Origin of the sequence: Desulfobotulus sp. (genome assembly GCF_034006065.1) — a bacterium.
GTDB lineage: Bacteria > Desulfobacterota > Desulfobacteria > Desulfobacterales > ASO4-4 > Desulfobotulus.
In genome coordinates, this window is the sequence record NZ_JAVETM010000009.1 from 49,137 (window position 1) to 64,777 (window position 15,641).

The following is a 15,641-nucleotide window of genomic DNA, read 5'->3' on the forward strand; positions in this document are numbered from 1 at the left end:
ACTCCTTCATGAAAACAGACATTCATGGAACAAAACGAAGGATCACCAAGGTGGTGTCGTCGTCTGGAATGGTATGGCTGCGAAAGGCTTTAATCTCGGCGATCAGATGCTGGACCAGGGCCTGGGCGCTGGGATGGGGCTGGGCCAGGATGGTCTGGATACGCTCTTCGCCAAAACGTTCTCCTGTCGGAGAAAGGCTTTCACTGAGGCCATCGGTATAGGCCAGGAGACAATCACCCGGTTCAAAGGATAGCCTAAGGCTTTTGAGGCGCATGTCAAATGCTTTTTGATGGAGATGGCAGAAGGGATAGCCCTGGGGTTTGAGGCGGAGGATGCTCTGGGAGTCTTTGCGGAGAAAGAAGGGATCATGCCCCGCAGAAACCAGCGTAAGGCAGCGTGCCTGGGTATCCACAAGAAGGTAGCCCAAGGTGAGAAAGTGGCGAGGGCCCATGGCCTCAGGAAGGGTGCAGTTGAGGGTTTTGAGGAGTTCTTCGGGTTTTTCCAGAAGCTCGGGAAAGGCCCGGATGAGGATGCGGGCGGCGTTGGCGATGAGGGCTGCGGGTATGCCTTTGCCCGAAGCATCTGCCACTACGGCCGCCATACGGTAGGCATCCAGAGGGAAAAAATCGAAATAATCCCCGCTGACTTCCAGGGCCGGTTCAAAGGAAAAGGCCACATCCAGCAGAGGTATAAAGGGTGGTTTCTGTGGAAGCAGCGCTTTCTGTATGGCTGCGGCAGCCTGAAATTCCCCCTCCATACGGGCTTTTGCGGCTTTTTCATGCAGGCCCTGGCGTATGGAAAGCCGCATGGTATTCATGGCATCCACAACGATATCCAGCTCATCGGGAGATTTGGGGGTTCTGGATCGGCCATGGAGGATGAGAGGGGTTTCAAGACGGTCCAGATTCATGGCCTGGGCGTAGGCGGCCATGGTTTTCAGATGCCGTGTGATGAGAATCTGGATAACCCAGAGGAAAAAGAGGCTGATCACCATGAGGTCCACGGCCCTGATGGCAAAAATACGCAGGGCTCTGGCCTGAATTCTCTGGGCAGGTTTCCTGGGATCCATGATGACCGAGAGACTGCCGATACTGAAGGAAACGAGACCTTCGGGCTGAAATAAAGGATAGGTGCGCTGCACACCTTGGGGTGGAGCGAGGCCTTTTTCCACAAGCAGTCTCTGGTGTTCATCATAGACCGCCACATGAACCACATCCGGAATATTGCGGATTCCGTCCAGAAGTAAAGGGATGTCCCTTTCGCCCATGTCCCAGACCATGGCGGACAAGGCTTCGGTGTAGGTGGTGCCGATCTGGTCAAGGGTGCTGTGCATGCGGGCATGTTCGCGTTTTTGTTCCTGCAGAACCAGGGCAAGGGTGGATCCCAGGGTGATGAGGACGGCAAGGACCATGACGTAAAAGGAGAGGCGTAAGGAAAGGGAGAGGGGACGGGGCATGGAAAGCCTCCTTGCGGTCCTTGGAAAGCGCCCTTGAAATGGTATGGCCGTTTTTAAGGGTGAAGCAGAGACATGGGTGTATGAATTATGCTTAACATCCTGAAATCCTTAGAGTCAAGTCCCATCATGAAAAAGAGGTGAGGTTGTGGGAGGCTTCTTTGTGAATTTTTTGTGCCTTGACAAGATTCTTTCCATGCATGGGCAGAGGGCAGAGGGCAAGCAAAGGCTTGTCTTTTTATGCTCGAAGGCCGGGATTTACTGAAGAATTTTTCTTTGGATCGGTGTTCGCATTCGTGATATGGTCGTGTCACGCAAGGAAGAGAAGGTCTCTTCAAAGGAAAAGACTTTCAGATATGCTGAATGGATTCAGGGCCATCCTTTCCTGACGCGGCGCATGAATCCGGAAGAATTCCAGGTGCGGGCCATGGGGATTCTCCGGATGAAAAAATCAGGGTGTCAGCCCGGCGCGTGCATGGGCGTAAGGGAAAAGAATCCTGGGTGCGGTATTGTGAGGTATCCTGTTTCCCGATCCACGGAGGCTTTGCTCCACCCTGGTAAGGTGCGGGCTGGCATACCATTTTGCATGCGGTGATGGGGAATCCGGACTTTAGCGAAACCATTAAAGCCTGAAGATAGTAAGAAAAGGGGGAAAATGCATGGGGGGTTTGCTGGATGCCTTGTGGAAGTTTTTTGTGCCTGAAGATTTTGCACAAAATGCTGAGAAAAAGAGGGTTGCGGATTTTCTGGTGATTTTTTGCGGCGTTGCGGTGGTGCTTTTTATTCTGACAACCCTGCGCTGGTTTCGCATGGGAGAAAGCGTTCTCGCCACCAACATTCTTTTTGTGATGGTGGGCATTGGAGCAGCCCCCTTTCTCCTGCGTCTGACACAGTCGTCACGGGTGGTTTCCACCTATGTGATGGCTCTTTTGGCCTGGTATTTCATCTTTTATATCTGGCGAACCGGGGGGATGGATTCCAGTGCCGTGAGCTGGCTTCTCGTCTTTCCCGTTCTGGCAGCCGTGTTCCAGGGCCTGTGGGCCTGTGCAGCCTGGTCCGTTTCCATGGGGCTGGCCCTTTTTTTCTTCAATTATGCGCCTCAGATGGGGGTTACCTTTCCCCTGCTTCAGATTGATGCGGTACAGCGGGCGGAAATCCGTTTTGGTGACCTTCTCCGTCAGCTTGCCTCTGTGGCCATCTGCATGTATGTCATTGAACGCATGCGTCTGAAGGCCATGGCCGCTCAGAAGGAAGCCGATGCCAGGCAGCAGGAAGCCATGGAAGCGCAGCAGAAATCGGCAGCGGAGCTGGCCCGGAACATGACTAATCTGGAGCATGTGTTTGAACGCACCACCCGAAATGCCTGTGATCTGCTTGAATCTTCCAAGGCTTTGGCCGCAGCCAGTATCCGCATGGGGGATGAAACAACCCGCACCGCATCGCTTTCGGGAGAGGTGCAGGATCTGACCCAGGAAATCAAGGAACTTTTGCATCTGATGGCCTCTTCCGTGGAAGAAACTGCCGTTTCCATCCGGGAGGTCCGTGATCGGGTGAATGAAGGGGCGGGCGTGGCAAGGAATGCAGTGCGGGAATCGGAATCCGCCAATGCCATGATCCATCAGCTTTCGGAAAGCAGCCTTCGCATTGGCAATGTCACGGCGGTGATCCAGGAAATTTCGGAACAGACCAATCTTTTGGCCTTAAATGCGACCATCGAAGCAGCAAGGGCTGGGGAAGCAGGCAGAGGCTTTGCCGTGGTAGCAGGTGAGATCAAGGATCTTTCCCGCAAGACCCGTGAAGCCACGGAGGAGATCCGGAACCATATCAGTGAGAATGAACGCACCGTTGCCAAGGTGGTGCAGAGCAACCAGGCCATAGGTCGCACCATTGCCCTGATCCGTGAAGGTGAAGAATCCATTGCAGCGGCCGTGGAACAACAAAGCGTGGTGATCGAGGACATTGCTGCCCGTATCGGAGAGTCGGCCCAGAGGAGTGACGCGGTGGCGGATCATGTAGTGGCCCTGAACAAAGCTGTGGAGGGGATTCGTGGGGGAGTCGGGGAAATGACCCACTCGGTTGTTTTTCTGGAAAAAATGGCCAAAGACTTAAATGATACCTGTGAAATGAAAAAAGAGGAGATGGGGTGAGATGGAAGAGCTGAATGGGAAAAGATTGGCCCAGTGGCATGATGTGGTGTTTCAGCGCAACATGGAGGCCCTGGAGTCCATGCTGGCGGAAGATGTGATGTTTTATTCCCCCGCCCTGTGGAAACCCAAAACAACCCGCATGGAAGCGCTTGCACTTCTGAGTACGGTGATTGAGGTGTTCAGCAATTTCACCTATCACAGAGAGTTGATTCAGGGTAACAACTGGGCTTTGGAATTCAGTGCGGACGTGGGGGATAAATCCGTGAAGGGTATAGACCTCATTGAGTTTAATGAAGAGGGAAAAATCCAGCGGTTTGAAGTGTTCATTCGTCCGCTCACCGGCCTCATGGCTCTGGCGCAGGTGATGGGAGAGCGTCTGAAGGAAAAGGGCTTTATCTGATGGGCTGTGGTTCCAGCCTTTAGCATATGGGTGGTATTATCCGGGATTGGAAGCCAGAGAAGGTCAGGTCGGTGAAGACCTGACCTTCTGTGCAGAAGAGAAGGGGCGAAAAGCCCCTTTTTTACTGTGTGCGCAAGGCAAAGGCATCGGATGAGAAGAGATCCTCATCAAAAAAACCGGGCTGTACACGCAGATTGCGTTCAATGAGGCAGCGAAGACGTACGGCGCAAAATTCCCGGCATATGCGGTTATGCATGCGAAAATGGGTAAAGCATTCAAGGGTGTCATCGTTACGATCAGGGGAATATGGGGTTTGCTTCATGGGTCTAACTCCAAAAGACGACGCAGGGGTTCATGGATCCGGCCGTTGCTGGCCAGAATGTCAGGGGCATGCATGTGATGGGGGTGCCCCTGGAAATCTGTGACAAGGGCTCCGGCTTCCCTGGCGATGAGGGTGCCTGCGGCGGTATCCCAGGGTTTGAGGTCTTCTTCCCAGAAGGCGTCAAAGCGACCATCGGCCAGGTAACAGAGGTCCAGAGAAGCAGCACCCAGGCGACGGATTCCCCGGGCGGCGTAAAGACAGCGGGCAAAACGTTGGGTGACAGGTGAAAATCTTTCATGGATTGCATAGGGAAAGCCCGTTGCCAGCAGGCTGTCTTCCAGATTTTGGGTCAAAGAAACCGCCATGGGGCAATGGTTTCTGTAAGCGCCCCCACCGGATGCGGCGGTAAAGCACTCACCCAGAGCGGGGGCATAGATACAGCCTGTGAGTGGGGTTTTTTCATGAAAAAGGGCAAGGGAAACGGCAAAAAAGGGCAGGCCGTGGGCAAAATTGGTGGTACCATCCAGAGGATCCAGGACCCACTGGAAAGGTGCTTTTTCCCTGCGGCATCCGCTTTCTTCGGCCAGGATTCCGTGTTCTGGGTAACGAGCTTCAAGGATGTCCATGACAGCTTTTTCCGAAGCCTCATCGGCTTCTGTGACAAGATCCACGCGACCTTTTTTCCGGATATCCTGAAGTTTACCGAAACAACGCATGAGAGCATCGCCTCCGGCCCGCGCCGCCAGAACCGTGGTATGGAGGAGCGCATCCGTATTCATGGACTTGGGTATAGGCATTTTGTCCTGGGATGTCAATTTTCTTCCCCCTGGGAGCTGATTTCTCCGAAAGGCGCAAAGGGTCGGCTTCCTTTATGGCGGTAAAGGAGAGCCTCCATGCGATCCAGAAGGGAACGAAGACTGGGTCTGGAAAGGGCGGAGATGGCAATGGCATCGGTATGGCGCAGAGCCCTTTCCACTTCCTGGGGATCGGCAATGTCGATTTTATTGAGAACACGGATCTGGGGAATCTCTGAAAGATCCAACTCCTCAATCACAGCTTCCACACTGGCCACCTGTTTTTCCCATGCGGGGTTGGAAATGTCTACCACATGGAGCAGGATATCGGCGTTTTCAAGTTCATCCAGGGTAGCGCGGAAAGCGGCCATCAGTTCCTTGGGAAGGTTACGGATGAAACCCACCGTATCCGTGATGATCACTTCCACATCCTGGGGAAAGCGCAGCCGCCTGGATGTGGGATCCAGGGTTGCGAACATCTGATCCTTGGCCTGGACCTGGCTTTGGGTCAGGGTGTTCAGAAGGGTGGATTTACCAGCGTTGGTATATCCCACAATGGAGAATACAGGCAGATCCTGGCGGTTGCGGCGGGCCTTTTGCTGGCGTCTGTGCTGCTGCACCTGGTTTACGGCCTTTTCCAGACGAAGAATCTGTTCCCGGACCCTGCGGCGGTTGATTTCAAGCTTGGTTTCTCCGGGACCTCGACCGCCGATCCCTCCTGTGAGACGGCTCATGGCAGTGTTTTTTTCGGTCAAACGAGGCTGAAGATACTTGAGCTGGGCCAGCTCCACCTGGAGTTTACCCTCCCGACTCTGGGCCCTGCGGGCAAAGATATCGAGAATCAGCTGGGTACGGTCGATGACCTTCAGTTCCATATGATCGCTGATGTTGCGCACCTGGGCCGGAGAAAGCTCCTGGTCAAAGATGATCAGAGTTGCGGCATCCTGAAGCGCCATCAGATAAAGATCCTTAAGCTTACCCTGGCCCATGAGGGTTTTTGGGTCGGGTTTCTGCCGGGTCTGCATGACATTTCGGATCACATGAACGCCGCAGGATTCGGCAAGCTCCCGGAGTTCGGCCATGTGGGCTTCGGCTTCCACCCGGCTCAGACCGGAAACTCCCACAAGGATGGCGCGTTCCACATCCGGGGGCGCGTCTTTGAGAGAGCCAGAATGGCTGAGTTCATCCTCAAGACTGAGAATAAAGCGGAGGCAGTCATTTTCAAGGAGCTGAGGGCCGCCTGGGGGCAGGACATGGCAGGGATGCTCGCTGTCTCCGCCTGGCAGGACATGGGCCACATGCACCTTGGCAAGGGTGCCTGAGGAACTGACACAAAGGGCGCAGATGAGATCCAGGCGCAAAAGGGCAAGGTCTGTGAGGTCGTCCTGGGTCAGGGCTTCTCCGGCCAGGTGGGTGTGAACGATGCGTACGCCCCGGAGACGGCCTGGCGCTGTCCGGAAATCTGAAAGATCCGGGATGAGAATTTCCTTGGCGTCCCCAGCAATGACACGGACCACCTTTCCGCCCCGGTCGATGGCAAGGCCGATCTGGCGGTGCATTTCATGGGAAAGGGTGCAGAGATCCTCAGCAAGGCCTTCTTCCAGAATACAGTCCTGGGGAATACGCTGATTGTAGAGGCTTTCAAGACGTTTGATCTGACGGGCATTGAGTCCGCTGGTGTTGCCGTATACGCTGGCCATAGAGGAACCTTCCGGAGAGTTCAGTGGGGATACTCGCCTGCGGCGAGGTCTTCAAAGCGGGTGTAAGATCCGAGGAAGGCCATGTGCGCCGTTCCCACAGGACCGTTTCTGTGTTTGGCGAGGATAATTTCCGCCTTTCCCCGGTTGGGGTTGTTTTCGTCTTTATTATAAACCTCATCCCTGTAGATGAACATAACAATATCCGCGTCCTGTTCCAGGGAGCCCGATTCCCTGAGGTCAGAGAGCATGGGACGTTTGTCGGCCCGTTGCTCCAGCATGCGGTTGAGCTGGGAAAGGGCGATGACGGGAATGCCCAGCTCCTTGGCCAGTCCTTTGAGGGATCTTGAAATTTCTGCAATTTCAAGATCCCTGCGGTCTGCCTGGGAGGAACCCCGCATCAGCTGAAGATAGTCGATGATGAGCAGACCCAGCCCCTTTTCCATCTTGAGGCGTCTGGCTTTGGCCCGGATTTCCATGGGAGAGGCGTCCGGAGAATCATCAATGAAGATGGGAGCTTCATAAAGAATGGAGGCAGCCGTATTAATGCGGTTCCACTCTTCAGGAGAAAGGGCGCCGCCCCTGACCTTGCCGGATTCCACCCGCGCCTCTGCGGTGAGCAGGCGCATGGAGAGCTGTTCTTTGCTCATCTCAAGGGAGAAAATACCCACAGGTACCCCGGATTCCACAGCGGCATTCCGAGCCATGTTCAGGACAAAGGATGTCTTTCCCATGGCGGGTCTTGCGGCCAGAATGATGAGATCGGAGCCTTGCAGGCCTGCGGTGAGCTGGTCAAGGCGACGGTAGCCTGTGGGAATGCCTGTGATGTCCTTCTGGCTTCCCTGTTGCTGTTCAATGGTATCGATGTTGACATCAATGAGCGCTTGTAAAGGAGAAAAGGCTTTCCGGGTTTTGTTTTCTGCAATTTCAAAGATGACGCTCTGGGCGAAATCAATGACAGCATCCACATCCCCGGCTTCGGAAAAACATTTTCCCACAATTTGGGTAGCCCGCTCAATGAGCCTGCGGAGCGAGGCCTTGCTTCTGACGATTTTGGCGTATTCCACCGCATTGGGGGCGATGGGAGCCGTATCCACAATGCGGGCCAGGGCCGCAGCACCGCCCACACTTTCCAGATGACCGGAATCCTGGAGAAAATTGGCCACAGTCACAAGATCCACGGGCTGTCCTTTGGCAAAAAGGGACCGGGCTGCTGCGTAGATTTTCTGATGAGACGTTCTGTAAAAATGCTCAGGATCCAGGATATCCACAATGTCGAGCAAGACATCGTTGTGGATGAGAATGGCGCTCAATAGGGAGGTCTCTGCCTCAGGACTGTGGGGAGGCGTCCGGGAAAAAAGGGGATCTTTGTCACTGGGAGTGGTGTCAGCCATGGATGCCTCAGACAGCTCAGGCGGAAAACCTTATGGAAAGCTTTCCGCCTGATCTTTATTATGAAAATGGACAAACAAACCGGAAAGGCGTCCGCCGGATCAGGCGGTGGGGACGACTTCCACGGTGATTTCCGGTTCCACACCTTTGTAGACCCGGACGGGAATCTTGTACGTGCCAATGACCTTGATGGGTTCGGCCAGGAGAAGCTGACGTCTTTCGACTTCCACATTCTGGGCCTGAAGGGCGCGGACAATGTCCTGGATGGTGACAGATCCGTAGAGCTTGCCTTCATCGGCAACCTTGGCGCTGATGGAGATGGAAATGTCACGGAGACGAGCTGCCAGTTCTTCGGCAATGGCGCGTTCCTTGGCAATCTGAGCCTGAACGCGGAGTTTGCTCTGCTCCATGATTTTACGGTTCTGGGGTGTGGCGGGAATGGCTTTATTCTGGGGCAGCAGGTAGTTGCGTGCATACCCGTCCGCCACATTGACCTCGGAACCGATGATGCCGAGGGACTCGATGGTTTCTTTAAGAATGACTTTCATATGGACCTCCGGATGTCTGTGAGGACGCCGTCAGGGTTTTGGCGTAGTCGTCTGTATGCGTTTACGAAAATTGATCCAGGTGTCAAAGATGCCCACCATAAGAACCAGGATGACAAGGATCTGCTGTATCAGCATCAGGGCGTAAAGGGCATACCTGATGAGAGGGGGCACTCCGCGGTGATGGAACCAGAATGCGATAATGGCCATGCCCTGGAGAAAATAAAGGGGCATGAGCAGAAGCAGACAGGAAATCCCCAGGATACGGATCGGCGAGACAGGCAGCATCAGCATCAGACCTGTCAGGATAAAACCCCAGATGAAAAAGGGCGGAACCCCCCAGTTCATGAAAGGGCCCAGATCCGGCGCATCAATATTTCTGTGCCGGACCATGGGCCTTGCAGCAAGAAGATTCAGCCAGGCCGCAAGAATCAGAATCATTGCCGTGATAGCGGGCAGGAGCCGGGTCAGGGCATATTCCAGCCGGGGCAGTGCTGCTTCAAAAAGGGCCAGGGTTTCTTCCGGCATTTCCATTTGCCGGTAAATTTCCAGGGTCAGACTGAGATTGCTGGCCACATGCCCGCCGACGAGGGCCAGGGGACCTTGGCCGCTGCTGAAGGCCAGGAAAAAAATACTCACAAGGCCAGCCGCCATCACAGCGAGAATACCCCGGACCACAAAGGCTTCCTTACCGATCCCCTGACGCCAGCCCTCACCCAGCATATATCCGTAAAGGAGCATACCTGCGTAGAAAATGAGGTCAGGCGTCATCCCGCGGACCAGGACCAGAGGCAGGGCCAGGACCAGGAGTGCAAGGAGAACAGCGGGAAGAGGTTCCCGGTTTTCAAGTCTCAGGACCAGCATGGGCAGAGGGAGAAAAAGGGCGGGGAAAATTCCCACAAAGGGTAAAAGTACACCTGCCGCCGCAAGAAGACCGGCCAGAGCCAGAATACTTAAAAAACCCCTGGGTCCCGTTTTTTCTCCCCCATCCGTCACCATGGTTTGCTCCCCGTCCGTTGCGGCTTAATCAACGTTGCCGACAAAGGGCATGAGTGCGATGTTGCGGGAACGCTTGATCGCTGTGGTCAGAAGCCGCTGATGTTTGGAGCAGGTGCCTGTGATGCGGCGGGGAATGATCTTTCCCCTTTCCGTAACAAAGTATTTGAGGGCCTTAGAGTCCTTGTAATCAATGGGCAATTTGGCGTCTGCACAGAAGCGGCATACTTTTCTGCGGTGATAAACGCGTCTTTTTTTCTTTCTGGAAAATTTTGTGGTTTTGGGATTTACCATGGCAGATCAGTCCTCCCTGTCGAAATCGTTGTCGTCGTCATCATCGTCATCATCATCGTCATCGTCGCTGTCCCTGCGGTTTTCCAGAGCTGCGGCCGCTTCAATGGCGGCCTGTTCGGCTGCGGCGATTTCGGCTTCGATTTTTTCAAGGCTGCTGTATTTATCGAGCAGGACGGTGAGGAATTTAATGACCCGGTCGTCAAGGCGGAAAGCCCGCTCCAGTTCAAAAATCAGATCCCCCTGGCAGAGATAGTCCAGGCGGATATAGTATCCCCTGTTTTTTTTGGCGATGGGGTAGGCCAATTTGCGATTGCCCCATTCATCCACTTTGGCAATCTGACCGCCAGCGGTTTCGATCATGGTCGTGGTGCGTTCAAGAATCTGATTCCGGACTTCTTCGGGGAGATCCGGATCCAGGATGAAGATGGTTTCGTATCTTCTCATGAAAACTCCTTTCGGGTTTAAAGCCCAGGCCTTATTTCATGCCCGAGCAAGGACAGGCCGCCATGGGTCTGGCGGAACAAAAAATCACGATTGAATACTATCCTCTTTTCTTGTTGTCAAGCACCTAGCCACGGACCTGCGGGGTAATGGCAGGTGCTTTTTTCCCATTCGCCTTCGTGATGCTGCATCTATAGCTTTGAAATTATTGTTTTTTTATTCTGATATGCGTTTTTTCGTATCCGTAAAGACCAGGCTTCTGAAAATTGTGCCATGCACGGGTGAGACTTTGGGGCGGATCAGGCTTTTGTGGGAATCCTTGCAAGGATTCGGGGCTTTTTTGAGAAAATGTGGGAAAAAGAAGAATATTTCTAACAGAAATCCAATCCAAAGGAGATTATTTTCTAACCTTTGCAAGGTAAATTGGCCCGACTGCCGGGTGGAAGATCAAAGCTTGTGTTCAGGCCCGGAGCAAAAAGTGAAGATAAAGAATTTTTTTGTACACCGAACCCTTGCACTGGAGTCTCTGGATGATCTCACACCGTAAAGCCCCATTTTTTTCCTGCCTCTTTCTTGCCCTTTTCACTGTCATGGCGTGGAGCTTTTCCGCTATGGAAACCCAGGCTGGTACCATTACCGTCTACACCTCTTATGAGGAAGACGAAGCTGCCGCCTTTCTTGCCCTGGCCAAACGGGATCTGCCGGATATTCAGGTGAATCTTCTGCGTCTTTCCACAGGGGATCTCCATGCCCGCATGCTGGCGGAATCGGCCAATCCGCGCCATGATCTGATCTGGGGCTGGGCTGTCACGAACATGGTGGATCCCCGTATCCTTGCCCTGCTTGAGCCCTATGCTCCCCAGGGGATCGAGCGGGTGCCTGCGAGATTCCGGGATGATGCGCACCGCTGGTTTGCCACAACGGGGTATATGGCTGCCTTTTGTGTCAATAATGAAGTTCTGAAGCGTAAGAATCTTTCCATGCCGAGATCCTGGGAAGACCTGCTGAAGCCGGAGTTCAAAGGCGAGGTGGTCATGCCCAACCCTGCGAGTTCCGGCACAGGGTATCTCCAGATTGCTTCTATCTTGCAGATGAAAGGTGAAGATGCGGGATGGACCTATCTTGAAAATCTTGATCAGAACATCGCCCAATACATCAAAAGTGGTTCCAGGCCTTGCAATGCGGCCAGTGCCGGGGAATTTGCCGTGGGTGCCTCCTTTGCCCTCCGGGCTATTAAAAATATCCAAGAAGGCTTTCCCATCACCATGGTGATTCCTTCAGAGGGTGCAGGCAATGAGCTGGAGGCGACAGCTTTGATGAAAGCTTCCAGAAACAAAGCGGATGCAAAGCGTTTCATGGATTGGGCCCTGTCTGCCAATGCGGTGAACGAATATTACAAATGGAAGGAGATCGTCACCGTTCAGGGAGGCGCGATGCCCAAAACCTTTGTGGATGCGGGGCTTCCTGAAGATATCGGTTCTGTGATGGTGGATATGGATTTTGCCTGGTCCGCCAGCAACCGTGACCGAATTCTGGATACCTGGCAGAAACGACTGGAGCGCTGATAAGGAGATTTCCCTGTCCCGGACTTCTGTGGGGTCTGGGCAGGGAAGGCCCTGGGGCAGAACAGAGGGATGGGGAAGGTCATGACGCTGGAACTAAAAAAGATCAGCAAGTATTTCGGTTCGCTGAAAGCCCTGGACGAGGTATCCTTACGTGTGGAAAAGGGTGAAATGGTCTGCTTTCTGGGACCTTCGGGCTGTGGTAAGACCACGTTACTCCGGATTGTGGGAGGGCTTGAACCCATGGATGGGGGCGAGCTTTGGCTGGATGGCAGGAATTTGTCCGGAGTGCCCGCCAGAAAGCGGAATTTTGGTGTGGTTTTTCAGTCCTATTCCCTTTTTCCCAACCTCAGCATCGCAGCCAATGTGGCCTACGGCCTTGAATGCCGCAGGTGGCCCAAAGGGAGGGTGAGGGAAAGGGTTAGGGAAATGCTCCGCCTTGTACACCTGGAAAGTCATAAAGACAAATATCCCCATCAGCTTTCGGGCGGACAGCAGCAGCGGGTGGCTCTGGCCCGGGCTCTCGCTCCGGAACCCGCCCTGCTTCTTCTGGATGAACCTTTATCCGCCCTGGATGCCCGGGTGAGGGAGGAGCTGAGGGAAGAGATCCGAAATCTCCAGCAGCGTCTGAACATCACGACCATCATGGTAACCCATGACCAGGAAGAGGCCCTGGCCATGGCGGATCAGATTCTGGTGATGCAGGATGGCAGGGTCATGCAGGTGGGCAGGCCTATGGATATTTATAAACGACCTGAAAACAGTTTTGTGGCCCAGTTTGTGGGTAAAATGAATATCCTTTCTGTGGATGGGGACTTTGTCCTTTCCAGAGGTCTTGCCGTTGCGGGCGCAAAGCCCAAGATGGTGGGAGTGCGTCCAGAGGATGTGCAGATTGACTGCTGTGATATCCAGGATGCGGATCTCTGTGGTGTGGTGGATCAGGTGGTGCGTTTGGGTAATCTTACCCGTGTGACCTTCCTTGTACGCGAAAAATCCCGGTCTGAAGGCCTGGTGCGTCTGGTTTCTGAAATCCAGGGCGCAGGTGAGCGGCTGAAGCTGGGGGCCAGACTGCCCCTTTGCATTAAACCGGAAACCGTAAGGGTTCTTGAATGGCATTGATAAGACGGGAAGACGAGGAGGAAAGCGGGGCTCTGGGTTTTTTCCCAGGCAGGCTGGAGGGAATGCAGCGGTCTTTTGCACAGAAAATGCAGGATTTTGATAGGGAAAATCTGCTCCGCTTGGGCTTGATGCTTCTGGTGGGCCTTCCCCTGCTCTGTTTTGTCCTTTACCCCATGGTCCACATTCTGGGACGCAGTTTTCAGACGGCTGAAGGCCTGGGCTTGGGCAATTATCTTTCCCTTTTGGGCACGGAGCGTTTTTTAAGGCTCCTCAAAAACAGCTTCAGTGTCAGCTTGATGACAACGGGCATAGTCCTGGCATGGGCCTATGCCCATGCTTACGCCCTTCAGCGCACCCGTATTCCCTTTAAACATTTTTTGCGTTTTTTTGCCCTGCTCCCCGTCTTTGCGCCTTCCCTGGTGCAGGCCCAGGGACTGGTACTGCTTCTGGGCCGCAATGGCCTGATTAATCGCAGCCTGGGTACGGAATTTTCCATCTATGGATACTGGGGGATTGTGATCGCCAGTGTTCTCTATGCCTTCCCCTATGCGTTTTTGATTTTTTCCGCATCCCTTGCCATGGCGGATAACCGGCTTTATGAATCCTCCCGGATTCTGGGAGCGGGTAGTCTGCGCACCTTTCTGACCGTGACCCTGCCATCGACCCGCTTTGCCCTCATGGCCTCGGGATTTGTGGTGTTTACCCTGGTGATTACGGACTTTGGAAATCCCATGGTCATTGGCGGAGACTACAGTGTGCTGGCAACGGAGGTCTATAATCAGGTGATCGGACAGGCCAATTTTGAGCTGGGCGCGGTGATCGGCATGGTGCTCCTCTTGCCCGTGGCCCTTGCCGTTGGGATGGAAAAGTGGCTGAACCGAAGGCACAGCAGCGCTCTTTCGGATCGGGCCCAACCCTTGCAGATTCTGCCCCACAGAGGGCGGGATTTTGTTTTCGGGCTTTATGCCATGCTGACGTCCCTGGTTTTTCTCTCTGTGGTGGGAGTGGTGATCTTTGCAAGCTTTACCCATCTGTGGCCCTATCGCATGGAATTTTCCCTGCGTCATTACGCCTTTGATGTGCAAAATGGGATTCAGCCCCTGTGGAACAGCATCCACATCGGACTCATGGCCGCAGGCATAGGCGTGGTCGCTGCGGGTTTTGCCGCCTGGGTAACGGAGCGCTGTCGTACCCCTCTGGATGGGCCTCTGTATTTTCTGTGCATTGCGCCTGCGGCCATTCCCGGTATGGTGTTGGGCCTTGGTTACATACTGGCCTTTAACAATCCCCAGAATCCCGTATATCTCATCTATGGCTCCCTTGTTCTCATCGCCATCTGCAACGTCTATCATTATCATGCCCAGGGGTTTCTCCTCGCATCCACCAGCATGAAACAGATTTCCACTACCTATGATGAGGCTTCTGCTGTTTTGGGAGGGACCTTTATCCGAACCCTGAGAAGGGTCATCTTGCCTCTGATGTGGCCGACCCTGGTGGGGGTTGGGGTCTTTTTTTTCATGCGTAGCATGGTAACCCTGAGTGCTGTGATCTTTCTCATGACACCATCCACCCAGGTGGCTGCGGTTTCCGTTCTGCTTCTGGAGGATCGGGGAGCGGTGAACCAGGCTGCGGCTTTTTCCGTATGCATCATGGCTGTGGTGGCCGGAGTGCTTCTCTGCGCCAGAATCCTCTTGAATGCCTTGGGGTATCGCCATATTTCCCTGATACGCTGAAACTTCTGGATGTCCGTTGGGTTCACCGGGAGCGGGGGAAAATGAGGAAAGCGCTTTTTTGAAAAAAGCGCTTTCTGTATGGGGATCAAGGCATGGGGCGACTGCGTTCCAAGGAAGGCGGCCTGTTTTTCAATGCGGGGAAATGCCGGGCAGGGCTCCTTGTTTTTCCCGGATCTGCTGAACCTCATAGCAATACAGGGCGTCGGGAAGGGCCAGGAGGCGTGGAATGCCGATGGGCTCTCCGGTGAGAACACAGTACCCGTATTCGCCTTCCTCAATGAGGCGCAGCGCCTGGGTGTTGCGATCCAGGACTTCCCGGAATCGAGCCTGCACCCGGAGCTCCTGGTCTCTCCAGGTTTCAGAGGCGCTGCGGTCCAGCATGTCGGCAACCTGCACCATATCCGCCTCCCGGATTTCTCGGAGCCGTCTTCGTGCTTCCTGCACCAGGTTTTCCCGCTGCGCCAGAAGGCGGTTCCGAAACCAGGCCCGCTGACGGGCATTCATGTAGGGTTCGTCTTCGTGGGGCTCGTAGGAATCGAAAGACATCATGCATAAGGCCATGCGTATGCTCCTTTCCTGAAAGATTCAATTTCAGCCAATCTTAGGGAAATCATATTCAGAAAGAATAAGAGAGGGATTAAAAATTGATCAGACGGATTGGCGCACGTTCCTTTCCTGTGTGCTTTTTTCGCCAGGATCTGGCTTTCAGAGGCGGTGACTAGCGAAGATTTCCATGGGGCCCCATG

At 54.1% G+C, this 15,641-nt stretch carries 15 protein-coding genes; 5 read left to right on the forward strand and 10 right to left on the reverse strand.

Features of this window, described 5'->3' with window-relative positions; all coding sequences use genetic code 11:
* Positions 1–22 precede the first annotated feature (22 nt).
* A complete protein-coding gene (locus RBR60_RS05530) occupies positions 23–1,456 on the reverse strand; it encodes a PP2C family protein-serine/threonine phosphatase (protein WP_320354885.1) in 1,434 nt (477 codons plus the stop codon).
* A 656-nt stretch (positions 1,457–2,112) separates the two neighbouring features.
* On the opposite strand from RBR60_RS05530, the gene RBR60_RS05535 reads away from it, so the two are divergent.
* The gene (locus tag RBR60_RS05535; protein WP_320354886.1) at positions 2,113–3,600 is read left to right on the forward strand and encodes a methyl-accepting chemotaxis protein; all 1,488 of its coding nucleotides are present in this window, start codon (positions 2,113–2,115) and stop codon (positions 3,598–3,600) included.
* 1 nt (position 3,601) lies between these two features.
* Positions 3,602–4,000 (forward strand): nuclear transport factor 2 family protein, encoded by a 399-nt coding sequence (locus RBR60_RS05540; RefSeq protein WP_320354887.1) that lies wholly within the window; start codon positions 3,602–3,604, stop codon positions 3,998–4,000.
* Positions 4,001–4,121: 121 nt separating this feature from the next.
* On the opposite strand, the gene RBR60_RS05545 is transcribed toward RBR60_RS05540, so the two are convergent.
* The 8 genes from RBR60_RS05545 to rpsF form a co-directional block, all read right to left on the reverse strand.
* Positions 4,122–4,322, reverse strand: coding sequence for a hypothetical protein (locus tag RBR60_RS05545; RefSeq protein ID WP_320354888.1), 201 nt, complete (start codon positions 4,320–4,322; stop codon positions 4,122–4,124).
* Entirely contained in the window at positions 4,319–5,119 is an 801-nt protein-coding gene (locus RBR60_RS05550; RefSeq protein ID WP_320354889.1) for an inositol monophosphatase family protein, read from the reverse strand. The genes RBR60_RS05545 and RBR60_RS05550 overlap by 4 nt, the downstream gene beginning before the upstream one ends.
* Before the next feature lie 14 nt (positions 5,120–5,133).
* Positions 5,134–6,816, reverse strand: coding sequence for a GTPase HflX (gene hflX, locus RBR60_RS05555; RefSeq protein ID WP_320354890.1), 1,683 nt, complete (start codon positions 6,814–6,816; stop codon positions 5,134–5,136).
* Between the two features lie 20 nt (positions 6,817–6,836).
* Complete coding sequence (gene dnaB / locus RBR60_RS05560) at positions 6,837–8,207, reverse strand: replicative DNA helicase (protein WP_320354891.1); 1,371 nt, start codon at positions 8,205–8,207, stop codon at positions 6,837–6,839.
* A gap of 99 nt (positions 8,208–8,306) precedes the next feature.
* On the reverse strand, positions 8,307–8,753 hold the full coding sequence (rplI, locus tag RBR60_RS05565) for a 50S ribosomal protein L9 (protein WP_320354892.1): 447 nt from the start codon (positions 8,751–8,753) through the stop codon (positions 8,307–8,309).
* Positions 8,754–8,783: 30 nt separating this feature from the next.
* Positions 8,784–9,749 carry a DUF2232 domain-containing protein gene (locus RBR60_RS05570; RefSeq protein WP_320354893.1) on the reverse strand — a complete coding sequence of 322 codons (966 nt, stop codon included), beginning with the start codon at positions 9,747–9,749 and terminating at the stop codon, positions 8,784–8,786.
* A 24-nt stretch (positions 9,750–9,773) separates the two neighbouring features.
* Entirely contained in the window at positions 9,774–10,040 is a 267-nt protein-coding gene (rpsR, locus tag RBR60_RS05575; protein ID WP_320354894.1) for a 30S ribosomal protein S18, read from the reverse strand.
* A gap of 6 nt (positions 10,041–10,046) precedes the next feature.
* A complete protein-coding gene (rpsF, locus tag RBR60_RS05580; protein WP_320354895.1) occupies positions 10,047–10,484 on the reverse strand; it encodes a 30S ribosomal protein S6 in 438 nt (145 codons plus the stop codon).
* A gap of 608 nt (positions 10,485–11,092) precedes the next feature.
* On the opposite strand from rpsF, the gene RBR60_RS05585 reads away from it, so the two are divergent.
* The 3 genes from RBR60_RS05585 to RBR60_RS05595 all read left to right on the forward strand — a co-directional run bounded on the left by RBR60_RS05585 (position 11,093) and on the right by RBR60_RS05595 (position 14,895).
* On the forward strand, positions 11,093–12,046 hold the full coding sequence (locus RBR60_RS05585) for an ABC transporter substrate-binding protein (protein WP_320354896.1): 954 nt from the start codon (positions 11,093–11,095) through the stop codon (positions 12,044–12,046).
* An 81-nt stretch (positions 12,047–12,127) separates the two neighbouring features.
* Positions 12,128–13,162 (forward strand): ABC transporter ATP-binding protein, encoded by a 1,035-nt coding sequence (locus RBR60_RS05590; RefSeq protein WP_320354897.1) that lies wholly within the window; start codon positions 12,128–12,130, stop codon positions 13,160–13,162.
* Complete coding sequence (locus RBR60_RS05595; RefSeq protein ID WP_320354898.1) at positions 13,153–14,895, forward strand: ABC transporter permease subunit; 1,743 nt, start codon at positions 13,153–13,155, stop codon at positions 14,893–14,895. The genes RBR60_RS05590 and RBR60_RS05595 overlap by 10 nt, the downstream gene beginning before the upstream one ends.
* Positions 14,896–15,024: 129 nt before the next feature.
* Here RBR60_RS05595 and RBR60_RS05600 read toward each other — a convergent pair whose 3' ends face one another.
* The gene (locus tag RBR60_RS05600; RefSeq protein ID WP_320354899.1) at positions 15,025–15,456 is read right to left on the reverse strand and encodes a TraR/DksA family transcriptional regulator; all 432 of its coding nucleotides are present in this window, start codon (positions 15,454–15,456) and stop codon (positions 15,025–15,027) included.
* Positions 15,457–15,641 lie beyond the last annotated feature (185 nt).